Origin of the sequence: Marinobacter sp. UBA2498, assembly GCF_002341575.1 — a bacterium.
GTDB classification, from domain to species: Bacteria; Pseudomonadota; Gammaproteobacteria; order Pseudomonadales; family Oleiphilaceae; genus Marinobacter; species Marinobacter manganoxydans.
This window is the reverse complement of sequence record NZ_DDOI01000133.1, coordinates 1-14,925: the sequence shown is the minus strand read 5'-3', so window position 1 is coordinate 14,925 and position 14,925 is coordinate 1. Positions and strand designations below refer to the sequence as shown.

Here is a 14,925-nt window from a genome sequence, read left to right as displayed (position 1 = left end):
TTTGTCTTCTTCCAGGTACTCACGGGTATACCTTTCATCTTCCACCACTTCCATTTTCTCCCGAACCCGGTCGATAAGCGGATTGGCTTCGTGGAAGCTGTCTTCGTAGTGTTCCGCGGTGAGACTCCCAAAAATCAGCGGGACAGCCACCATGTACTGAAGGCAGTGATCCCTGTCGGCCGCGTTCGCAAGCCTGCCCTGCTTGGAGATGATGCGGATGGCGGATTCGTGGGAGGTGATGACAATACGGTCGATCTCGTCGAGTCGGTCTTTGACCTGGGGGTGCAGGGCTACTGCCGCTTCCGCCGCTGTCTGGGCGTGGAACTCCGCCGGGAAGGAGATCTTGAACAGGATGTTCTCCATCACGTAGGAGCCTAGTTCCTGGGGTAAAGAAAACTGACGCTTATCCTCGGGCTTTAACTTCTGATCTTTGTTGGTCTTGCTGAACAGCACATCATAGAAGCCCCATTGGGGGGCTGTCAGTGCGCTCGGAATGCCCATTTCTCCTCGCATGGCGATATCGGCCAATCGTACCGCGCGAGATGTGGCATCGCCTGCTGCCCAGGACTTCCGGGAGCCTGCATTGGGCGCGTGGCGGTAGGTTCGCAATGACTGGCCGTCTACCCAGGCGTGGGAAAGTGCCGACAGCAATTGCTCCCGGTTAGCGCCCATCAGTCTGGCGGTGACGGCCGTGGAGGCCACTTTAACCAACACCACGTGGTCCAGTCCTACCCGGTTGAAGGAGTTTTCGAGCGCCAGCACACCCTGGATTTCATGGGCCATGATCATGGCCCCCAGCACGTCCTTCATGGTCAGCGGCTCTTTGCCTTCCGCCACCCTTTTCTGGGAAAGATGATCAGCAACCGCAAGAATACCCCCCAGGTTGTCGGACGGATGCCCCCACTCGGCAGCAAGCCAGGTGTCGTTGTAGTCCAGCCAGCGGATAAGGCAGCCAATATCCCAGGCCGCTTTCACCGGATCCAGCCGGAAGGAGGTTCCGGGAACGCGCGCGCCATGGGGCACTACCGTGCCTTCAACAATCGGGCCCAGGTGCTTTGTGCATTCGGGAAACCTGAGGGCCAACAGGCCGCAGCCCAAAGTATCCATCAGGCAGTTGCGGGCGGTGTTCCAGGCTTCTTTGCTTTTAATCCGGTAGCCGAGGGTGTAATCGGCAATTGTCTGTATGAGCTGGTCGTAGTCGGGGCGTTCATTGAGATCGAATGTTGCTGACATGGCAGGGACTCCTTCGATTTTTGTGTCTTCCAGGTACAGACTAGCGCACCCGGCACCAAGGCCCAAGATCCAGAGGACAGCAAAAGGAAGGAAGTGCCGGGCACCATTCACTCCTCACTTCTCACTTCTCACTTCCAGTACCCGGACCTGGCTTGCCAGTCAGGCCTGACTCTTTCTTCTGCGCAAACCGAAAGCAGGGAACCCCCTGTTAACAAAGACTTAAAAGCGTATATTGTAAAGCCTGCATTACACTTCTCCACGAACACGTAAATAAAACTGACAACCGGGCGCTTAAATTTGTAGCATTTTATTTACAACCCCTTTCATATACACGTTATGTTTACATATCTCTTAACGTTAACCAGACCCGTAGGGCCAAATAACTAAAACTTCTTATAAAAATCATATAGTTACAATTTAACATCCGGATAAAACCCAACCATGGTTAAATTATTTTAATAACCAGGTCCCCGCTGCATTTCTCGGGTTTCACTTCAACTGTTTGTTTGCACTTCAGTTCTTTAAAGTAAATCGTTTTCAAAGCCGTAATGGTACAACATGGTTTTGCCGACCTTATCTCGCCTATAATCTCTGCGCAATTAATGAACAACCCATTAGCAAACTTTAACGAAGCATTCATAGAAGTCATCGATAAACCATGGAAATGCCAGTGAATCGCACCGCTACCGAATCTGCAATTGACGAATGGGCCACTATTCTGGGTGAATCCGGAGTCGTTGCGGCTGACGCAGCAGAGTTTGGCGCCTCCACAATAGGAGCGAAGCGCTCAATTCCGGCTGTGCTCCGCCCTGAGAACCAGGAGCAGGTCGCAGCGGTTCTTCAGGTTGCGCAACGCTGGCAAGTTGCGGTTTATCCCGTAAGCACGGGCAATAACTGGGGCTACGGTAGTGCCAATCCGGTTGAAGACGGCTGCGTCATCCTTGATCTGAGCCGGCTTGACCGTATTTCCGATTTTGATCCCGACATGGGCGTTGTCACGGTTGAGCCCGGCGTAACCCAGGGCGCCCTGAGGGACTTCCTTGATCACCATGATGGCAATTATCTCGTTCCGGTAACCGGCGCGGGCCCCACCTGCAGCATTCTTGGCAATGCGCTTGAGCGGGGTTACGGCATCACGCCGATTACTGACCATTTTGCAGCGGTGACAAAGATAGAAGCGATCCTGCCCGACGGCACCCTTTACCGGACACCGCTCAGCGAACTTGGCGGTGCGGAAGTGGACGGGCTTTTCAAATGGGGCCTCGGCCCTTATCTCGATGGGCTCTTCAGCCAGGGGAATTTCGGAGTGGTTGTGAATATGACCATCGCCCTTGCGCCGGCTCCCGACACCGTGACGGCGTTTTTCTTTTCCACGAAGGACGACGCCAAACTGGAAGCGCTGGTGCCCACCGTCAGGGCGGTGTTGCGAGCGCTCGGCGGTTCGGTTGTGGCGATTAACCTGCTCAACAGCCAACGCATGCTCTCGATGATGACACCCTTCCCTGAAGACAGGGCCATTGACGGTGTTCTGCCTGCTCACGAAGTTGAACGTCTCGCCAACAGTCATGGCGTTCCTGCCTGGAGCGGGGTTGGTGCGATTTATGCCTCAAAGGAGGTAGCCCGAGCGGCCCGACGCACGCTACGGCGGCTTCTGGGCCCGGTAACCGACCGTCTCGTTTTTATCAACCAGCGAAAAGTTGACCTGGCGCGGACTATTGCCCGCGTGCTACCCGGCAGGCTGGCTGCACGGGTTAAGGGCATGGCGGATACCCTCTCCGGCGCGCTGGAAATCATGCATGGCACCCCCAACGATGTCGCGCTGGCGCTGGCCTATTGGCGCTCAGGCACCCTGCCCGAGACTGGGCAGCCCAAAAACCCCGCACGGGATGGCTGTGGGCTCATATGGTTCGCGCCGCTGGTTCCGATACGGGGAAAAGACGTTCGCCGCTACATCAATATGATTGAACGAATTTGCCCGCAGTACGGTGTCAATCCGTTAATTACATTGACGACAGTAAACGATCGCTGCTTCGACTCTACCGTTCCCCTGCTGTTTGATCGCAGGGACGAGAATGCGACAGCACGGGCCAACGACTGCTATCGCGCCCTGTATGAAGCGGGGCAGAAAGAAGGCTTCCTGCCCTACCGCCTCAACATCGACGCGATGAGCACCCTGAATACCAGTGACTCTGCTTTCTCCAGGCTGGCCAGTCAACTGAAAGCTGCAGTCGACCCCAATTTCATCCTGGCGCCCGGACGTTACGTGCCCAGGATCAAGCGTTCCGAGGTCTGATGGGCTGTAACCTCGATACACCCGTTGTACGCCGCCAGTGGAAGTTAAGACGGCGCTTTTTCTCCATGGACTATCGTCAAAACAGCTCCCTGAACGGGAAAACATGAGGACCTGAAAATGAACACAGGGTTTGCACTTCGGCATGAAACAGAATACACAAATAACCAACCGACCCAGGAAGACGTCAGTACTATTTTCAACTCGGTATTCAATGTCGAGTTGGCGACGTCTCCAGAGGTGATTAACGAGGTCTTCGAACTTCGGTACAAGGTTTATTGCATTGACCGGCCTTTCGAGGACCCCGATTGCTTCGCTGATAAACGCGAGCACGATGCCTACGATCCGCGATCCGCGCACGCCCTGATCCGACACCAAATGACGGGAGACAGCGTTGCCACCGTTCGTCTCGTTATGACGGGCGATAACCCGGAGCAGGCTGACTTTCCGATGGAAGGCCCCTGTATCCACCGGATGGGTCAGCAGGCACGGGACGCATTTGCAGGCGCACGCCGCGAGCAGATCGCAGAAATTTCCCGCATGGCGGTCAGCCGGGAGTTTCGGCGACGTCTCAATGAGGGCGAATCAGCCTCGGGCACCAGCGATTTCGTCTGCTACAGCGATTCGGAAAATGGCAAACGCGCCATGCCCTACATCAGCCTGGGGCTTTTCGCCGCGATTCTCCAGATGTCGGTCAGGCATGGCATCACCCACTGGATGGCGGTCATGGAGCCGGCACAGCTGCGCCTGTTAAAGCGGTTTGGTGTGGAGTTTGATCACGTGGGACCGGTGCTGGAGTATCACGGCCTCCGCCGCCCTGCCTTCACCGAGGCAGCGTCACTGATTGACGGTATCAGGAGGCGTCGTCCGGATGTCTGGTCGCTGATTACAGACGCCGGACGGTACCTGCCTGCAAAACCGAACTGAACCTGGCGATTTCGGCTTAGGGAAACGCTCGAACTGAAAAGGCCCCCGCTTGTTGGCGGGGGCCTTTATTCTACCGGCACTCTCATCTAAGCACTAAACTGCTCAGACGTTATGCCTTTGCTGCTTTTTTCCTGCGTGACAGGCCAAGTCCGGCGAGGCCCAGGCCCAACAACGCCAGGGTGCCTGGCTCAGGTACGCTAACCGGTGTAGCCTCGATACGGAACGAGGTCTCAAAAGTGTTGGGGCCGCCCTCAGGAGTCAGAAGACCAAGACATCCGTTAGCAGCCCCCGCAGCCGCACAGGCAGTATCAGGCAGCGTCATCAGCCCAGCGAGCTCAAGGAACACCGAGTAGACGTAGCCCTCCATGGTGAACTGCTGTGGGGGAAGGGCGCCACCGGTATAGGGGCCCAAACCGTCAATGTCGGTCAGGGTGAAAATGTCACCGCAGGGCTGGGCTAATCCATCGGCACAGGACCCACTGCCCGGGTTGTTTGGCGTTTCCGTAAAGCGACTGTTGAAGGTAATCGGGGGCAGCACCTCGGTACTGCCAACACCCATCGGTGTAAGCGGATTCAGGGTGAGCGTGGAGGTCAGGTCAAACGTTAGCAGCGTATCAAAACTCGAATTGATGGTGTTGTTATCATGGGTAAATACGCCAGCGTCTACGGAGACCCCATTGGTTACAAGTTTTGGAAGCGTACCATCCGTTGTGGAATCGACATCGGTAATCGAGACAGACGACCGACTCGCAGCTGTTGTTCCACCCCATGAAATCACATTTTCGTTGCTGGTATCCTGGGTACCGGGGTTGGTGTTCCCTTTATTAGTGAACGTTGCGTTCTCGAACTTGCTGTCGACCGTATAGTCCCATGTGTTAACCATCACCGCGCTGGCAGATGCCGCGCCCAGCGCAAATGGCACAACAAGCGTTGATAAAAGCGTTCTTTTAAGTGCAGTGTTCATAGTTATCTCTCCTTGAAGGTGAACGCTGGCAGCTGGAATTCAGGCAAGCACGTCAGCGGTGTATAGCTACATGCATCATCCATACCAAATATTTAAACTGATTATCTTTCATAAACTTAAAATTTCGGCCTGGTGGATGTGGAGATGCAGGTGTAAGTATCTTCGACATTGAAGGAGCGTAAATGCATCGTCTTCCACGCTATGTATTTTTTGGAGAGGTATGTAAGCAGGGTCGATTAGAACAAAAACATTTAAAGAGATCGATTTATAGTTATTACAGAATTAAAAATGCCGTTAAACAGCAGACTGACTTCCGAGTGCGTAAATTATGCTGACGCCAGGAACCCGGGACCGGCTGACAAGCAATGCAATTTCCCATGCTGATATAGCTGACACGAGAAATTGTCACACCATGGTCATTGGGTATAGTCATTACTATATATCCGGCAGATGACTACAGTAAGCAGCCATCTGACAATTGGGTACTTGGCACCCTCACCCAGCCAGGCGCATCACTCACTATCGGCCCAACAGATCGTCTATTTCAACCTGCAAAGCTTTCGCAATCGCTCTGAGAACTTTTGTTGAACCCGTTTTGGTGCCAGCCTCAATTTGTGACACATACGATTTGCCAATACCGGCTTCTGTGCCCAGTGATTCCTGAGTATAGCCGCGATATTCCCTCCAAATCTTCAGCGGGTGTTCATCTCCAGACATGAGGCGCTTAGCGATAGCCGCAGGAATGCTTTCATCTTCTCCGGCGGAAAGTTCAGCCATCGCAACATCGGCATCCTGAATATCACGCGCATCCTGTGCCATCTCAAGCAACTCTTGATACTCGGCATAGGGAATGACTGCGTATTCGGGTTTTCCCGATTTTTCAATAATCTGCACGCTCATTTATAAATATCTCCTCTGGCGCCGACTTTCAATACCAGTAAAATCAGCTCACCATTATCAAAACTGCAAATCGCCCTGTATCCACCCTGACGAAGGCGCCAATAAGGCTTTCCTTTCATCGGCTTCCAGTCGCCACGGTAGTTGTCTGGATCCAGCGCAATCGCTTCGAGTTCGGACATTATCCTTTCTGCTACTGGCCTGGGGGCTTTCTTCAGTGCTTTCAGTGCGGATTTTTTGTATTTCAGTGAGTACATGCGGAAAGTTTACGAATAGGTTTACTGTAGGTCAACAGTTGGAATGATAAGCGAGCCTGATTGGTAAAGTGGGGCCGGTGACCAGTATTCAGGCGAAGCAGAGCCGGGGCAACCCCGGCCTTTAAATGCAGGCTTTACTAAGGTCCTGTCAGACCGAATCCCCCGGCACTCTCACCCAGGCACTCTCACCCAACCTTCCATTAACACCCTCGCACTGCGGCTCATGATGGCTTTGGTGGCTGTCCACTGGTTATTCACCAGACTGGCTTCTGCGCCAACCTGAAGAGTTCCGGATGGATGGCCGAAGGTGACGGAAGTCCGATCTCCGTCGCCGGCTGCAAGGTTGACCAGAGTTCCGGGAACAGCGGCTGCGGTGGCGATGGCAACAGAGGCGGTGCCCATCATGGCGTGATGAAGCTTGCCCATGGAGAGTGCCCGGACCAAGACATCCACATCCCCTTCCCCGATCTGTTTGCCGCTTGATGACACGTAATCGGAGGGTTTGGCCACGAAGGCCACTTTCGGGGTGTGCTGGCGATTGGCGGCTTCTTCGATGTTCTGGATCAGCCCCATTTTTACCGCGCCGTGGGCCCGAATGGTTTCGAACCTTGCCAGGGCTTTGGGATCGGAGTTGATGTCGTCCTGCAGCTCGGTGCCTTTGTATCCAATGTCCTCCGCGTTCACGAAGATGGTGGGGATGCCGGCGTTGATCATGGTGGCTTTCAGGGTGCCTTCGCCAGGCACTTCCAGGTCGTCCACCAGGTTGCCGGTCGGGAACATGGAACCCTCGCCGTCGGCCGGGTCCATGAACTCCACCTGCACTTCTGCAGCCGGGAAGGTCACGCCATCGAGCTCGAAATCGCCGGTTTCCTGAACCTCGCCGTTGGTAATGGGCACGTGGGCGATGATGGTTTTCTTGATGTTGGCCTGCCAGATGCGGACGGTGCAGGTGCCGTTCTCCGGAACCCGGTCTTTGGCCACAAAGCCGCTGTTGATGGCGAAAGCACCGACGGCGGCGGTGAGGTTGCCGCAGTTACCGCTCCAGTCCACAAACGGCTTGTCGATGGAGACCTGGCCGAACAGGTAGTCGACATCGTGATCCGGCTGGGTGGGTTCCGCCAGGATCACGGTTTTGCTGGTGCTGGAGGTAGCGCCGCCCATACCGTCGATTTGTTTCTGGTAGGGGTCGGGGCTGCCAATGACTCGCAGCAGGAGTTTATCCCGGGCTTCGCCTGGGGTTTGGCAGGCTTCCGGCAAATCCTTCAGCCGGAAAAAGACGCCTTTGCTGGTGCCGCCACGCATGTACGTGGCGGGAATTTTGATTTGTGGCTTGTGTGTCATGCCGCACCTTCCGATTGCAGAAAATCCTCGGCAAACCGCTGCAACACACCGCCCGCGCTGTAGATAGACACTTCTTCAGCGGTATCCAGGCGGCAGACAACCGGAATGCGCTCGGTGCTGCCATTCTTCCGGTGGATTACCAGCGTGAGCTCGGCGCGGGGCGCCGGGGTGCCTTCCACATCGTAGGTTTCGGTGCCGTCGATGCCGAGAGTTTTGCGGGTTGTGCCTTCCTCGAACTGCAGGGGCATCACGCCCATGCCGATCAGGTTGGAACGGTGGATGCGCTCGTAGCTCTCCGCGATCACCGCGCGCACGCCGAGAAGGCGCGTGCCCTTGGCCGCCCAGTCGCGGCTGGAGCCGGTGCCGTACTCTTTGCCGGCCACCACCACGGTGGGCACGTTGTCCTTCTTGTAGCGCATGGCGGCGCCGTAGATCGGCATCTCCTCGCCGCCGGGGAAGTGCTTGGTGTAGCCGCCTTCGATCTCCGGGGTCATCTCGTTACGGATGCGGATATTGGCGAAGGTGCCGCGCATCATCACCTCGTGGTTACCGCGCCGGGAACCGTAGGAGTTGAAGTCGATCGGCTCCACATCGTGGCCCTGCAGGTAATGGCCCGCCGGGCTGTCGGCCTTGATGGCGCCGGCCGGGGAGATGTGGTCGGTGGTCACCGAATCGCCGAGCATCGCCAGAATGCGCGCGTTCTTGACCGGCTCCACGTCGTCCAGCTCGGCGGTCAGGCCGTCGAAGAACGGCGGGTTCTGGATGTAGGTGGATTGGCTGTTCCACTCGTAGGTTTTGGAATCCGGAATCGGCAGGCTCTTCCAGGTTTCGTCGCCTTCGAACACGCTCGCGTACTGCTTCTCGAACATGTCGTGGTCGACCATCACCACGGCGTCCTGGATCTCCTTGCTGCTCGGCCAGATGTCTTTCATGAACACATCGTTGCCGTCCTTATCCTTGCCGAGCGGGTCTTTTTCCAGGTTGATCTTGACCGTGCCGGCCAGCGCGTAGGCGACCACCAGCGGCGGTGACGCCAGCCAGTTGGTGCGCACGCTCTGGTGAATCCGGCCTTCGAAGTTACGGTTGCCGGACAGCACCGAAGCGACGTACAGATCCCGGTCGATCACTTCTTTCTGGATTTCCGGGTCCAGGGCGCCGCTCATGCCGTTGCAGGTGGTGCAGGCGAACGCCACCACGTCGAAGCCAAGCTGCTGCAGCTCCGGCAACAGTTCCGCTTCCTCCAGGTACATCTTCACGGTCTTGGAGCCCGGCGCCAGGGACGACTTCACCCACGGCTTGCGGATCAGGCCCAGCCGGTTGGCGTTACGGGCGATCAGACCGGCGGCGATCATGTTGCGCGGGTTGCTGGTGTTGGTGCAGGAGGTGATGGCGGCGATGATCACCGCGCCGTCGGGCATTTCGCCCTCTTTCTCTTCCCAGGCACCGGCCACGCCGCGCGCCGCCAGGTCCGACGCCGGCAGCAGCGCGTGCGGGTTGGACGGGCCGGCCAGGTTACGGCCCACCGAGGACAGGTCGAACTTCAGCACGCGCTCGTAGTCCGCGCCCTTGAGGGCGTCCGCCCACAGGCCGGTCTCCTTGGCGTACTTCTCCACCAGGGCCACCTGCTCGTCTTCGCGGCCGGTCAGTCTCAGGTAATCCAGGGTGTTGTCGTCGATAAAGAACATGCCGGCGGTGGCGCCGTATTCCGGGGTCATGTTGGCGATGGTGGCGCGGTCGCCCACGGACAGGCTGTCCGCCCCTTCGCCGAAGAACTCCAGATAGGCGCCGACCACCCGCTCCTTACGCAGGAACTCGGTGATCGCCAGCACCAGGTCGGTGCCGGTGATGCCCGGCTTGAGCTTGCCGGTGAGCTCCACGCCGACGATGTCGGGCAGGCGCATCATGGACGGGTTGCCCAGCATCACGTTTTCCGCTTCCAGGCCGCCCACGCCCACGGAGATCACGCCCAGCGCGTCCACCATGGGGGTGTGGCTGTCGGTGCCCACGCAGGTGTCCGGGTAGGCCACGCCTTCGCGCACCTGCACCACCGGCGACATCTTCTCCAGGTTGATCTGGTGCATGATGCCGTTGCCGGGGGGAATCACGTCCACGTTCTTGAACGCAGTCTTGGTCCAGTTGATGAAGTGGAAACGGTCGTCGTTGCGGCGATCTTCGATTTGACGGTTCTTCTCGAACGCGTCTTTCTCAAAACCCGCGTGCTCAACGGCCAGGGAGTGATCCACGATCAGCTGGGTCGGAACCACAGGATTGACCTTGGCGGGGTCACCGCCCTTCTCGGCAATGGCGTCACGCAAACCTGCGAGATCCACCAGGGCGGTCTGGCCGAGGATGTCGTGGCAGACCACACGAGCCGGATACCAGGGGAAGTCCAGGTCACGCTTGCGCTCGATCAGCTGTTTGAGGGAATCCGTCAGCGCCTCGGGATCGCAGCGGCGAACCAGTTGCTCTGCCAGGATCTTGGAGGTGTACGGGAGCTTTTCGTACGCGCCGGCCTGGATGTCTTCCACGGCCTGGCGGGTATCGAAGTAGTCCAGGTCGGTGCCTGGGAGCGGTTTGCGGTAGTCGGTGTTCATGGGCAGTACTCGGAATCTTGGTTTATTGGTTCCCTCTCCCCTTGTGGGAGAGGGTTAGGGAGAGGGGGAGACCGCGTGGTGTGATGTTCACGCTCCCCCTCTCCCCCAGCCCCTCTCCCGCGGGGGGGAGAGGAGAGTGAAAAATCACGGCCGCTCGTCGATCGGCACCCAATTCGAATCCGCCGGGCCGGTGTAATCGGCGCTTGGGCGGATGATGCGGTTGTTCTCACGCTGTTCTTTCACGTGGGCAGTCCAGCCGGATACCCGGGACATCACGAAGATTGGGGTGAACAGTTCGGTCGGAATGCCCATGAAGTGATAGGCCGAGGCGTGGAAGAAGTCGGCGTTACAGAACAGCTTCTTCTCGCGCCACATGACTTCCTCGCAGCGCTCGGATACCGGGTACAGCACGGTATCACCCACTTCCTCAGCCAGCTTCTTGGACCACTGCTTGATGATGGCGTTGCGCGGGTCGGACTCTTTGTAGATCGCGTGGCCGAAGCCCATGATCTTTTCCTTGCGCTCCAGCATGCCCATCAGGCCCTCTTCGGCCTCTTCCGGCGTCTTGAATTTCTGGATCAGGGCCATGGCCGCCTCGTTGGCCCCGCCGTGCAGAGGGCCGCGCAGCGAACCGATGGCACCGGTCACACAGCTGTGAATATCAGACAAAGTGGAGGCACACACGCGGGCGGTGAAGGTGGAGGCGTTGAACTCGTGCTCCGCGTACAGGATCAGCGATACGTTCATCACCGTTTCATGCAACTGGTTGGGCTTCTCGCCGCGCAGCATGTGCAGGAAGTGGGCGCCGATGGAATCGTCGTCGGTCTCGGTGTCCACGCGCACGCCGTCGTGGCTGAACCGGTACCAGTAGCAGATGATGCTCGGGAACGCGGCCAGCATGCGGTCGGCCTGGTCGTCCTGCTGGTCGAAGCTGGTTTCGGTTTCCAGGTTGCCGAGCATGGAGCAGCCGGTGCGCATCACATCCATGGGATGGGCGTCCTTGGGGATCCGCTCGAGCACTTCCTTGAGCGCCTGGGGCAGCCCGCGAAGGCCTTTCAGCTTGGTTTTGTAGGCGTCCAGCTCGCTCTGGTCGGGCAGCTCGCCCTTGAGGATCAGGTACGCCACCTCTTCGAACTGGCAGTTCTCCGCCAGATCCTTCACGTCGTAGCCGCGATAGGTCAGGCCGGAGCCGGATTTGCCCACCGTGGAGAGCGCGGTCTTGCCCGCTACCTGGCCACGCAGGCCGGCGCCGCCAACTTTCTTCTCTGCCATCGTCGTTTTCCTCTGCTCAAGAAGTGAAACACTGCCGGCCCGGCGTGACCGGGCACCAGGTGCCGTCACCGGCCGGCAGCGGGTTGATTTATTCGCCGCGTTGCTGGGCGAACAGTTCGTCAAGCTTGCGTTCGTAGTCGTGGTAGCCCAGGAAGTCGTACAGTTCCATGCGCGTCTGCATGGTGTCCACCACGTTTTTCTGGGTGCCCTCTTCGCGAATCGTGCGGTACACGTTCAGCGCCGCCTGGTTCATGGCGCGGAACGCGGACAGCGGATAAAGGATCATGCTGGCGCCGGCGTCGCTGAGCTCCTCGCGGGTGAACAGCGGCGTGGCACCGAATTCGGTGATATTGGCCAGCAGCGGCGCGCCGCCGAGGCCTTCGGCGAACGCCTTGTAGTCTTCCAGGGTGTGCACCGCCTCGGCGAAGATGCCGTCGGCGCCCGCTTCCAGGCAGGCGCGGGCGCGATCGACCGCCGCGTCCAGGCCCTCTTTCTGGAACGCGTCGGTGCGCGCGATGATAAAGAAGTCCTGGTCGGTGCGGGCGTCGGCGGCGGCCTTGATGCGGTCCACCATCTCCGCCTTGGAGACGATTTCCTTATTGGGGCGGTGGCCGCAGCGCTTCTGCGCCACCTGGTCTTCCAGGTGCACGGCGCCGGCGCCGGCGCGGATCATTTCCTTCACCGTGCGGCCGATGTTGAAGGCGCCGCCCCAGCCGGTGTCGATGTCCACCAGCAACGGCACGTCGGTGGCGGCGCTGATGCGGCGCACGTCCTCGAGCACGTCGTTCATGGTGGTCATGCCCAGGTCCGGCAGCCCGTAGGAGGCGTTGGCCACGCCCCCGCCGGACAGGTAGATGGCGCGGTAGCCGACCTGCTCGGCCATCATCGCCGTGTAGGCGTTAATCGTGCCCATGATCTGCAGGGGCTGTTCCTCGGCCAGGGCGCGCCGGAAACGGGCGCCGGCACTGTTCGACTGGGTCATTGTGGACTCCTTTGCTGGGCCTGCTGTTCGATGTTTTCCCGTGCCCGGCTGATGTGCCGGCGCATCAGCAGCTCGGCCATTTCGGCGTCACGCGCCTCAATGGCTTCGACAATGCGGCGGTGCTCGTGCAGGGCTTTTTGCGGCCGGTTGGCCACGGTGCTGAATTGGTACCGGTACATGCGCACCAGGTGATAGAGCTCGCCGATCAGCATGCGGATCAGCGTGCGATTGTGGCTGCCCTGGATGATGCGGTAATGAAAATCCAGGTCGCCCTCGCGTTGAAAATAGGCGGTGTCGTGGCGCAGGTCCTGCTGCTGCTCATGCTGGCCGAGCAGCTCGGTGAGGCCGGCCACCTCCTCGGCGGTCATCAGCCGGGCGGCGAGGCCGGCGGCCAGCCCTTCCAGGGCCTCGCGCACATGGTAGATTTCGATCAGGTCGTCGAAGCTGAGCGACGCCACGCGGGTGCCGACGTGCACCTCGCGCTCCAGCAGCTTGCGCGATTCCAGCCGGCGGATCGCCTCGCGCAGCGGCCCCCGGCTGACCCCGTAGCGGCCGGCCAGGTCGGTTTCGCTGACCTTGCTGCCCGGGGCGATCACGCCGCGCACGATATCGTCCTGGAGCCGGCTGAAGACCCGATCCGCCAGGGGGCGCGAGCTGTCTACCAGGACTTCGTTCATGGGGGGCGCTCATTCCGGTAGGCCGGATCACCGTTCGGCGGCGGCCATTGTCGACAATTGTTCCAAGTGGCGGGCACTCTACCCGCACCGCCCCGACCTTTCAATGGTTATTGTCGACAATGGCGCCGGGCTCGCGGGCCGCCGCCACGGGCGCTACACTACGCGCTCCCCGCGGCCGGGCGCCCGCCCCGCCGCCATCGCTCAGAGAATTCAGGGTCGAAAGCGTGCAACCTGTGCAAGTTGTGGTGACTCGAAACGGCGAGCTCCAGGCCCTGGGGCCGCCGGCGCTGACGCTGCGCGCCGACAGCGCGGCGGACATCGAAGCCCTGCCCGCCCGCGTCGAGCAGGCCCTCGCCGAAGGCTGCCGGTTCGCCTGCGGCCTGGTGCCCTACGAAACCGGCGCCCTGCTGCACGGGCTGCCGGTGGCCGGGAAGCGCACCGGCATCACCGTGCACCTGTTCGATCACCCGCCCGGCCCGATGCCGGAACAGCGCGCGCCCTTTCAGCTGCGCCGCGAGTTCGAAGCCCAGCAAAGCGCCACCGACTACCTACAGGCGCTGGCGCGCATTCAGCACTACCTGCGCGCCGGCGACTGCTATCAGGTCAACTACGCGCAACGCTTCGAGGCGCGCTGGGACGGCGACGCCCTGGGCGGCTTCCAGCGGCTGGTGGCGGCGCACCCGGCGCCCCACGCCTGCTTCTTCCGGGACGGGGAGGATGCGGTGTTCGGCGTGTCGCCGGAGCGCTTTCTGAGTGTTCAGGGGCGGGACGTGGTGACCGAGCCGATCAAGGGCTCCCGGCCCCGCGGCGCCACCGAGGTGGAAGACCGGGCCCTGGGCCGCGCCCTGCTCCGCCACCCCAAGGACCGCGCCGAAAACCTGATGATCGTGGACCTGCTGCGCAACGACCTGGGCCGCTTCTGCGACGCCGGCTCGATCCAGGCGGACCCGCTGTTCGAACTGCGCCGCTTCAGCAACGTGCAGCACCTGGTCTCCACCGTGCGCGGCCGGCTGCGCGACGGCGTCGCCCCGCTCGCCGCGCTGATAAGCGCCTTCCCCGGCGGCAGCATCACCGGCGCCCCCAAGAAACGCGCCATGCAGATCATCCAGGAACTGGAACCCGCCCCGCGCGGCGCCTACTGCGGCAGCCTGTTCTGGCAGGACGACCAGGGCCGCTTCGACAGCAACATCCTGATCCGCACCCTGCAAACCGACGGCGACCGCCTCCACTGCCACGGCGGCGGTGGCATCGTCTACGACTCCGATCCGGACGAGGAATACGCGGAGAGCTGGTTTAAGGTCCGAAAACTAATGACAGCAGTTAACAGTGAACAGTGAACAGTTAATAGTTAACAGCGGAAAACAGTGCGCGGCTGCGAGGTTTGCGATCTAGCAAGACAGGCGTTGCTCAAACGCAATGTACGCGGGCACGGCCTTCGGTGCCGCTACCACCCTGACCGCGCGCTATTAACTGTTCACTGTTAACTATTAA

General features: G+C 59.7%; 12 protein-coding genes. 3 read left to right on the top strand and 9 right to left on the bottom strand.

From position 1 onward, the window contains the following. Positions 1-1,233: 2-methylcitrate dehydratase (gene prpD, locus B2W52_RS18320; RefSeq protein WP_286803864.1), on the bottom strand; the 1,233-nt coding region annotated here is incomplete at its 3' end. 670 nt (positions 1,234-1,903) lie between these two features. Here prpD and B2W52_RS18315 point away from each other — a divergent pair. Both B2W52_RS18315 and B2W52_RS18310 read left to right on the top strand, forming a co-directional pair. Next, positions 1,904-3,526, top strand: coding sequence for an FAD-binding oxidoreductase (locus B2W52_RS18315; protein ID WP_286803863.1), 1,623 nt, complete (start codon positions 1,904-1,906; stop codon positions 3,524-3,526). A 117-nt stretch (positions 3,527-3,643) separates the two neighbouring features. Further along, complete coding sequence (locus B2W52_RS18310; RefSeq protein WP_286803862.1) at positions 3,644-4,450, top strand: PEP-CTERM/exosortase system-associated acyltransferase; 807 nt, start codon at positions 3,644-3,646, stop codon at positions 4,448-4,450. Positions 4,451-4,559: 109 nt separating this feature from the next. Here the strand turns inward: B2W52_RS18310 and B2W52_RS18305 are convergent, their stop codons facing one another. From B2W52_RS18305 to B2W52_RS18270, 8 genes are all read right to left on the bottom strand, one after another. Next, positions 4,560-5,414, bottom strand: coding sequence for a THxN family PEP-CTERM protein (locus B2W52_RS18305; protein ID WP_286803861.1), 855 nt, complete (start codon positions 5,412-5,414; stop codon positions 4,560-4,562). Between the two features lie 519 nt (positions 5,415-5,933). Next, complete coding sequence (locus B2W52_RS18300; RefSeq protein WP_117617335.1) at positions 5,934-6,314, bottom strand: helix-turn-helix domain-containing protein; 381 nt, start codon at positions 6,312-6,314, stop codon at positions 5,934-5,936. Further along, positions 6,311-6,568 (bottom strand): type II toxin-antitoxin system RelE family toxin, encoded by a 258-nt coding sequence (locus B2W52_RS18295; RefSeq protein ID WP_273073053.1) that lies wholly within the window; start codon positions 6,566-6,568, stop codon positions 6,311-6,313. Before B2W52_RS18295 ends, B2W52_RS18300 begins: the two co-directional genes overlap by 4 nt. Before the next feature lie 171 nt (positions 6,569-6,739). Then, the gene (gene prpF, locus B2W52_RS18290; protein ID WP_273073054.1) at positions 6,740-7,909 is read right to left on the bottom strand and encodes a 2-methylaconitate cis-trans isomerase PrpF; all 1,170 of its coding nucleotides are present in this window, start codon (positions 7,907-7,909) and stop codon (positions 6,740-6,742) included. After that, complete coding sequence (acnD, locus tag B2W52_RS18285) at positions 7,906-10,503, bottom strand: Fe/S-dependent 2-methylisocitrate dehydratase AcnD (RefSeq protein ID WP_286803860.1); 2,598 nt, start codon at positions 10,501-10,503, stop codon at positions 7,906-7,908. Before acnD ends, prpF begins: the two co-directional genes overlap by 4 nt. A 144-nt stretch (positions 10,504-10,647) precedes the next feature. Then, on the bottom strand, positions 10,648-11,775 hold the full coding sequence (prpC, locus tag B2W52_RS18280) for a bifunctional 2-methylcitrate synthase/citrate synthase (RefSeq protein ID WP_286803859.1): 1,128 nt from the start codon (positions 11,773-11,775) through the stop codon (positions 10,648-10,650). A gap of 88 nt (positions 11,776-11,863) precedes the next feature. Further along, a complete protein-coding gene (gene prpB, locus B2W52_RS18275) occupies positions 11,864-12,757 on the bottom strand; it encodes a methylisocitrate lyase (RefSeq protein WP_142950135.1) in 894 nt (297 codons plus the stop codon). Further along, on the bottom strand, positions 12,754-13,434 hold the full coding sequence (locus B2W52_RS18270; RefSeq protein WP_286803858.1) for a GntR family transcriptional regulator: 681 nt from the start codon (positions 13,432-13,434) through the stop codon (positions 12,754-12,756). Before B2W52_RS18270 ends, prpB begins: the two co-directional genes overlap by 4 nt. Before the next feature lie 224 nt (positions 13,435-13,658). On the opposite strand from B2W52_RS18270, the gene B2W52_RS18265 reads away from it, so the two are divergent. After that, a complete protein-coding gene (locus B2W52_RS18265) occupies positions 13,659-14,771 on the top strand; it encodes an anthranilate synthase component I family protein (protein ID WP_286803857.1) in 1,113 nt (370 codons plus the stop codon). Positions 14,772-14,925 lie beyond the last annotated feature (154 nt).